Genomic DNA, 6,301 nt, shown 5'->3' with positions numbered 1-6,301 from the left:
CTGAAAAAGCGCCACTCTGCGTTGCTCGTCGCTTATTTAGAACAACTAAAAGGCGCTCCTCGTGCCTTGATTGACGCTTTTTCAGCTCACAACAGCGGCGGAGATGAAAGTTCAATAAGCCCTAGAGCTTGTTGAACTTTCATAGTTACTTCTGCGATGACATTGAATTTTTAACAGCACCGGGGTAGATCGCAATTTTATACAGTTGAATCAAGCAGAATTAATTGTGTAATTTGTTTGTCAGCATTTAACCGAGCATAATTTATACATACATAACATGCCCAAGGTGATTATGATGATAAAAGCGATTTTATTTGATATCAGTGGTGTATTGCATGTTGATAACGAGCCGGTAAATGGCGCTATAGAGGCCATTCAGCTGGCTCGGAACGAGCAAATAGTGGTGCGCTTTGTAACCAATACTTCCCGAAAAACCAGCACCGACATGTTGCAGTCACTGTTGCAGATGGGCTTCGATCTGAGTGTTGAGGAAGTGTTAACCGCTCCCGGCGCAGTGAAGTTAGCGTTACAGCAACGCAAATTGCGTCCATATTGCCTAGTGCATGAAAAGCTGCGCCCGGAATTTGCCGATCTGGATCAAAGTTCTCCCAATGCTGTGGTCATTGCCGATGCCGGCGATGGATTTAATTATGCGAACATGAACCGGGCATTTCAGTTGGTGATGGATGGGGCACCGCTGCTTGGTATAGGTTTGAATCGATATTTCCGGCAAAACGAAGAGTTGCAGTTGGATGCTGGCCCCTTTATTGCGGCACTTGAATTTGCCTGTGATGTGGAAGCTGAGATTTTAGGCAAACCAGCAAAAGCATTTTTCCAGACAGCAGTGGAATCTACTGGTTTTGCTGCTGAAGAAGTACTGATGATAGGAGATGATGCGTTTGCTGATGTACAAGGTGCGTTGACAGCAGGATTAAGAGGTTGTCTGGTGCAGACCGGAAAATATACACCGGGAGACGAAGATAAAATCCGTCATCCCGGTGCATGGGTATTACCTTCTGTGGTCGAGGCAGTAAATCAGGTGGTCAAACCGACTTATGCCTATTCGAATAAATAGGCGCCATATCCGACGACGCTTTCTTTTTTGCGGACGATATCACCGGAATTACTTAACGCCATGATTTGACCGGACATATTTGCATTGCGGGCATACTCAAGAAAGCCGCGGATGGCATCACAGCCACAGGCATGAAACTTATCAATATCGTGATTATCCATGCTGATAATAGCCTGTGAAGTATATTGGTCTATCTTGCGTGCGGTCTCATAATCCAGGTAGTGACTCAGGTCAGAACTGATCACAATTAACGATTTAGCATCCTGGGTTGCCGTACCCAGAACATCGGCAATCAGCGAAGAACTAGCTTGGCCGGTGAGTAAAGGCACAATTTCAAATTGATTTAGCGAATATTGTAAAAAAGGTAGCTGGACTTCCAGACAATGTTCGTTATCATGCGGGCTTTCGTAGGTTTCAACCCCTTTAATGCGGCTTAACTGAGGGTAGATTTTTTTGTCTACCGCCACACTGCCAATCGGCGTAGCAAAATAATCCGCCTCGCTCATCGCAATGCCTTTGAAATCTGTACGATGCGAGGGACCAATTAAAATGACCCGTTCAATATCATCGGCTACTTCCATTAAGGACTGATAAGCCTTGGCAGCGACTTGACCGGAATAGAAATAACCCCCATGCGGAACAATAAGCGCTTTAGCATGATGGTGAATGTGGTCTGAGGGCTTATCAAACTGTTTTGCCAACAAGTCTTCAAGCTCTGCTGAACGGGCGGGATAATACAAACCTGCAACTGCACTGGGGCGAATCGAAATCATTGTTTTTATCCTCAACTCTTGGGTCTGTTTACCTTTCATAACCACCACTGCTGGCGACTATTTTTCCGTCCAACAAGGCGGAAATGATGCGATGTAGTTGTTCTACATAATTCATTTCCAACGCAGTAGGGTGGAAAAATTGTCCCAGCCCTTCGGGTTGTGGCTGAAAATCTACCACTCTGCGTTGCTCGTCATTTATTTAGAGGAACTAAACTACACTCCTCACGCCTTGATTGGTCTATTTTCAGTCACAACAGAGGCGGCTTTGAAAGGTAAATAGACCCAAGGCCTTGGATGATTGAGTATTCGCTTCGCAATATGGATTTTCAAGCAAGGATTTAGCTGTAAAAAATGATCAATACCCGGAAACCTGATGTGTCGGGCATTGATCACTTGCGGGAATTTTTCCCGAAATATAAATGTGGTACAGATGAGACATAGTGGTGCGCAAACTACTTATTTTTCAATAATTTACGCTTCACCTTTTTGCAGCAGTACTTCATATTCTTCCATGGTAATAATGCCGCCTTCCAGAGCCACTTTAGCCTTTTCTTTATCATCTATAACGTCTTGAACGGCATCTAAACGCTTCCAGACTGGTAATGGTGTCTGGCATTCAGCTTTTGGCACATATCGAGATTCACTGATGCGTTTATAACGGTGAATATAACGAGGGCAGTTCTGAAACATATCTTCAATGGTGACTCTGACCACCAGTTCTGCTTCATGAAATAACGCCAGATCTGCCGGATCGCGACTCAGTTCGGCAGTACCATGAACCCGAACCCGGTGTGGAGTTTCAAAATCGATAAACAACATGCCAACTTTTTTATTGGCATCAATATTACCCATCGACAGATACATGCCGTTACCGTCAAGACTGGGAAAGGCGAGTGTTTTTTCATCGAGAATTTTTACAAAACCAATGTCGCCGCCCTTATGGGAACAGGTTGGAAACCCCCGGTGATCAACCGTGGACAGGAAAAAGAAATCACGTGATGCGATAAACTCACGATGCTGATCAGTAATGTAATCAGTGATAATGGCCTCGCCGACTCGATCCGCAAGTTTTTCTTTATCGAATTCCTGTTGTAATTGCCGATGCTGGGTGCCATAAATTTCAGTCATAGGTTCTCTCTCTTTATAAGATTTTTCTTGTGGGCGACAGTTGAGCATTGTCGCCAAAGACTGTCAAATAGCTCAGCAATCCAACCAGGGTGCATTGCGAGCGAAATATTTCTGCAAATAGGCAATCAGAATCTGACTGCGCCTTGGCAAATAGCGGGTTTGTGGGTAAACCGCGAAAATGCCAACCTCGTTGTCATACATATAGTCACGCAATATGACCTCAAGCTTTCCTGATTGCACAGCCTGATAACAAAGAAAATCTGGAGAGAAGATAATGCCTTGGCCTGCGATGGCTGAATCACACAGAAAATTACCATTATTAGCTGAAAGCTTGCCCTGCAAATGCAAACTGATGGGGCTGCCATTGTGTTGAAACACCCAGGTTTCAGAGGTATTTCGATAATGCAAAATAGCATGGTCATTAGTAAGATCGATGGGAATGACTGGCGTGCCATGATAGGCCAGATATTCTGGACTGGCACAGACCAGCAGCCGTGTAGATGAGAGTTTTTTTGCAATTAAGGTTGAGTCATCCAGTCTGGCGATGCGGATTGCCAGATCAAATCCATCAGCAATCAAATCAACCTGTCGATCATTGAAATCAATCGACATTTCAATCAGGGGATGTAATTGCTGAAATTCCTGTAAGGCGGGCCCCAAATGCATTAAGCCAAAAGATACCGGCGCGGAGATTCGTAACTTGCCGCTGAGTTCGGCTTCAATATCGGATATCTGTGCTTCTGCCTCTGCAATATCATCCAGTAATCGCAAACAATGCTGATAATAACGGTGTCCGGCCTCGGTCAGCGTTTGGCGTCGGGTGGTGCGTTGCAGCAGAGTCACATTCAAACGTTTTTCCAAATCTTTTAACCGCCTGCTAACTGCCGATTTCACGGTATCAAGCTGTTCGGCAGCGAGACTGATACTGCCTGCTTCAACAATACGTTTAAACGTTTGCATATCTTCAATTTGATTCACTGCCATATCCTTTTATTGTTCTTTATATATCAACAATAAATTCTTTATAGCATTCTTTATCAAAATTTCAAGAACTATAAAATGTCACCGTACTAACTTAACCGACCTATAAGAGGAATTAAATGATGCAAAAATTAAACGTATTACATATTAATGCCAGTGGTCGTTATGACGGATCATTAACCCGGACTGTCTCGACCCAGTTGACCGAAATATTGGCTAGTCAACATGATGTAACCTTGCAGCAACGTGATGTGGCTTCAGGTTTGCCATTCATCAACGAAGAATGGATTAATTCCAACTTTACCGATCCGGCAGATAGAAGTGAGGCACAAAAAAATGTATTGGCCTTATCTGATCAGCTGATTAATGAAGTCAAGACAGCGGATGTGATAGTGATAGCTGTACCGATTTATAACTTTGGTATACCGGCAGCATTGAAAGCCTGGATTGATCTGGTGGCTAGGGCGCGCGAAACCTTTCGGTATAACGAAAATGGTCCTGTAGGCTTACTGGAAAACAAACAAGTTTATCTGGTGATGGCATCAGGTGGCGTACCACTGGAAAGTGATGTGGATTTTGCCAGTCAGTATTTGAAATTTTTTATGCAGTTTATTGGCATTAGCGATGTCACATTGGTCAATGCCAACCACTATTTTGAACAGCCGGACAGCAGCGAGAAATTGGCTGCAGTGATTGCGGCGTAAGGAGGCCATCATGGCACAACAACGTGAAGTGAAAAAATGGATACGGGGTCAGATGACCTCGGATGGGGCGGGGGTGTCGTTAAGACGGTTAATCGCCTCGCATGAAATAGATATGTTGGATCCGTTTTTATTGTTTGATGCGTTTGGCAGTGATAAACCTGAAGACTATATTGCCGGTTTTCCACCCCATCCACATCGTGGTTTTGAAACAGTGACCTATATGCTGGCAGGTAAAATGCGCCATGAAGATAGCGCCGGTAATGCGGGGGTGATTGAAAGTGGAGGCGTGCAGTGGATGACAGCAGGCCGCGGCATTATCCACTCGGAAAAACCTGAGCAGGAAGCGGGTTTGTTGGCAGGTTTCCAGTTGTGGGTAAATCTGCCCGCTGAACATAAAATGATGGCACCACGCTATCAGGAAAAAGCAGCCAGCGAGATTGCAATAGAGACACGCGAAGCAGGTTTAACGGTAAAAGTAGTAGCCGGTGAAACGCTTAATGGAACCAAAGGCGTTATAGATAATAGTTTTATTGAGCCGGTTTATTTTGTGATTGATGCGCCTGCGGGTAGTGTATTTGAAGACCAGATACCGGCTACTCATAATGCTTTTATTTATGTGGCAGCAGGTCGAGTCAGTATTGGCGATAAACCGACTTCAATCGGTGCCTCGCAGCTGGCGGTACTAAAAGAAGGTGATGCGGTGAAAGGGGTGGCAGAACAGGACAGCATATTCATTGTTGTGGCTGGCAAACCGATTAATGAACCAGTTGAACGGGCAGGACCATTTGTAATGAATACCCGTGCTGAACTGGAACAGGCTTTTGCTGATTATCGCAGCGGTCAGTTTGCCTGATTTTGAGCCCGGAATTATCCGGGCTTTTTTGCGGTATCAACCAGAGCTTGTTTATCTTGCATGTCCATCACTGCCTATGGCTGATTTTTTGTCCAGAATGGTAGTAATGAAAGATCAATCGCCCTAATAAATGTTAACTTACTATAACAACAAGAATATTTTCTCATTTCACGGGGTGTTAACGAGGGGCTGTTTATCTTTCACAGCCGCCAGCAGTGCTGGCTCTGAAAGATAGACAGACCCTAGTCTTTAATTAGGAGATATGCTGATGAAAATGTATGGAAGATTTGCTGCCATGATCCTGACATCCACTCTCGTGATGTTCGGTTTAATGTACCTAAATACCTATCAGGCTGATCATGTGTTTTTCAGTGAAACCCGAAGTTATATGGCACTGATAATGGGGGCAACCATGGCAATAGTGATGTTGAGCTTTATGCTGCACATGTATTCCAACGTCACAGTCAATATCATTATTTATCTTGTCAGTATTGTAATTTTTGCGGGCTCACTCTGGCTGGTAAGGAGCCAGACCACGGTTGATGATGTGTCTTATATGAAAGCCATGATTCCACATCACTCCATCGCAATTTTGACCAGCGAAAGGGCAAAGATTAGTGATCCACGGGTACGTCAATTAGCCGATGAAATTATTGAGGCGCAACGCAGGGAAATTGATGAGATGAAAATGCTGATTAACGATCTTCAGAAAAAGTAAAAAACCGGATTGAAAATCTGTCTCTATTAATTAAACAACAAGACAAGGGACTGTAAAAAATTCTGTGTA

7 protein-coding genes are annotated in these 6,301 nt (G+C 44.2%); 4 read left to right on the top strand and 3 right to left on the bottom strand.

From position 1 onward, the window contains the following. Positions 1–292 precede the first annotated feature (292 nt). Positions 293–1,075 (top strand): TIGR01458 family HAD-type hydrolase, encoded by a 783-nt coding sequence (locus B3182_RS04035; RefSeq protein WP_292411482.1) that lies wholly within the window; start codon positions 293–295, stop codon positions 1,073–1,075. On the opposite strand, the gene amrB is transcribed toward B3182_RS04035, so the two are convergent. The 3 genes from amrB to B3182_RS04020 form a co-directional block, all read right to left on the bottom strand. Then, the gene (gene amrB, locus B3182_RS04030) at positions 1,060–1,848 is read right to left on the bottom strand and encodes an AmmeMemoRadiSam system protein B (RefSeq protein WP_292403362.1); all 789 of its coding nucleotides are present in this window, start codon (positions 1,846–1,848) and stop codon (positions 1,060–1,062) included. The two genes, B3182_RS04035 and amrB, sit on opposite strands and share 16 nt — an antisense overlap. A gap of 471 nt (positions 1,849–2,319) precedes the next feature. Next, complete coding sequence (locus B3182_RS04025; RefSeq protein ID WP_292355828.1) at positions 2,320–2,976, bottom strand: pyridoxamine 5'-phosphate oxidase family protein; 657 nt, start codon at positions 2,974–2,976, stop codon at positions 2,320–2,322. A gap of 72 nt (positions 2,977–3,048) precedes the next feature. After that, positions 3,049–3,960 carry a LysR family transcriptional regulator gene (locus B3182_RS04020; protein ID WP_292355826.1) on the bottom strand — a complete coding sequence of 304 codons (912 nt, stop codon included), beginning with the start codon at positions 3,958–3,960 and terminating at the stop codon, positions 3,049–3,051. 116 nt (positions 3,961–4,076) lie between these two features. On the opposite strand from B3182_RS04020, the gene B3182_RS04015 reads away from it, so the two are divergent. The 3 genes from B3182_RS04015 to B3182_RS04005 all read left to right on the top strand — a co-directional run bounded on the left by B3182_RS04015 (position 4,077) and on the right by B3182_RS04005 (position 6,232). Beyond that, entirely contained in the window at positions 4,077–4,661 is a 585-nt protein-coding gene (locus B3182_RS04015; RefSeq protein WP_292403367.1) for an FMN-dependent NADH-azoreductase, read from the top strand. Positions 4,662–4,671: 10 nt separating this feature from the next. Next, positions 4,672–5,514, top strand: a complete 843-nt coding sequence (locus B3182_RS04010) for a pirin family protein (RefSeq protein WP_292355822.1) — start codon at positions 4,672–4,674, stop codon at positions 5,512–5,514. Between the two features lie 268 nt (positions 5,515–5,782). Next, positions 5,783–6,232, top strand: coding sequence for a DUF305 domain-containing protein (locus tag B3182_RS04005; RefSeq protein WP_292355820.1), 450 nt, complete (start codon positions 5,783–5,785; stop codon positions 6,230–6,232). Positions 6,233–6,301: the final 69 nt, after the last annotated feature.

This window comes from Methylophaga sp. UBA4204 (genome assembly GCF_002379485.1).
Taxonomy (GTDB): domain Bacteria; phylum Pseudomonadota; class Gammaproteobacteria; order Nitrosococcales; family Methylophagaceae; genus Methylophaga.
The sequence above is the reverse complement of the archived record's forward strand: the minus strand, read 5'-3'. Positions and strand labels throughout refer to the sequence as shown.

What these genes read in the sequence shown, in the direction of transcription:
- B3182_RS04025 (WP_292355828.1), bottom strand. Translation starts at nt 2,976, where the DNA reads ATGACTGAAATTTATGGCACCCAGCATCGGCAATTACAACAGGAATTC.
- B3182_RS04015 (WP_292403367.1), top strand. Translation starts at nt 4,077, where the DNA reads ATGATGCAAAAATTAAACGTATTACATATTAATGCCAGTGGTCGTTAT.
- B3182_RS04010 (WP_292355822.1), top strand. Translation starts at nt 4,672, where the DNA reads ATGGCACAACAACGTGAAGTGAAAAAATGGATACGGGGTCAGATGACC.
- B3182_RS04005 (WP_292355820.1), top strand. Translation starts at nt 5,783, where the DNA reads ATGAAAATGTATGGAAGATTTGCTGCCATGATCCTGACATCCACTCTC.
- B3182_RS04035 (WP_292411482.1), top strand. Translation starts at nt 293, where the DNA reads ATGATGATAAAAGCGATTTTATTTGATATCAGTGGTGTATTGCATGTT.
- B3182_RS04020 (WP_292355826.1), bottom strand. Translation starts at nt 3,960, where the DNA reads ATGGCAGTGAATCAAATTGAAGATATGCAAACGTTTAAACGTATTGTT.
- amrB (WP_292403362.1), bottom strand. Translation starts at nt 1,848, where the DNA reads ATGATTTCGATTCGCCCCAGTGCAGTTGCAGGTTTGTATTATCCCGCC.